Below are 766 nucleotides of genomic sequence, written 5' to 3'. Positions count from 1 at the left end.
GGTATTGTTATTCATGATAATACGCAAATGGTGTTGATTGACACACCAGGCGTTTTTCGTCCTCACAAGCGATTGGAACGTGCTATGGTATCTGCTGCTTGGGGTGGCGCTAAGAGTGCTGATGTCCTGTTAGTTTTGATTGATGCACACAATGGTCTTTCGGATGAAGTTTGTACAATGTTAGATATTGTAGAAAATATTAAACAGGATAAAATTCTCGTTCTTAATAAGATTGATACAGTTGCTAAATTATCTCTTTTAGCATTAACTTCTCAAATTAATGAACGAGTAAAGTTTTTGCAGACATTTATGATTTCGGCTCTAAATGGTTCTGGGTGCAAGGATTTGCTTCATGCGTTGAGTACAATGATGATCAAGTTTCAGATATGCCTATGCGTCAGCTTGCTGCTGAAATTACTCGCGAAAAGCTTTTTCTTCGTCTCCACGACGAACTTCCCTATTCTTCAACAGTTGAAACAGAAAGCTGGGAAGAGCGTTCAGATGGTTCAGTTAGAATTAATCAAGTTATTTATGTAGAACGTGAGAGTCAGAAAAAAATTGTTTTAGGAGCAAAAGGTGAGACAATTAAAGCAATTGGTCAGGCAGCACGTAAAGAATTAATGGAAATCATGGATCAGAAAGTTCATCTTTTTCTCTTTGTGAAAATACGTGATAATTGGGATAACGATCCGGAACGTTACCTCGAAATGGGACTGGATTTTTTAAAATAAAATGAAATGGAAAGAACAAGCCGTTATTCTTGGTA

Annotated in this window: 1 pseudogene; it reads left to right on the top strand. The window is 37.1% G+C overall.

The features are described 5' to 3' along the window. Positions 1-731, top strand: a pseudogene (gene era, locus ACFIK8_RS11130) (GTPase Era); the annotation flags it as partial. Positions 732-766 lie beyond the last annotated feature (35 nt).

This window comes from Bartonella sp. MR168JLCBS (assembly GCF_042194175.1).
The sequence above is the reverse complement of the archived record's forward strand: the minus strand, read 5'-3'. Positions and strand labels throughout refer to the sequence as shown.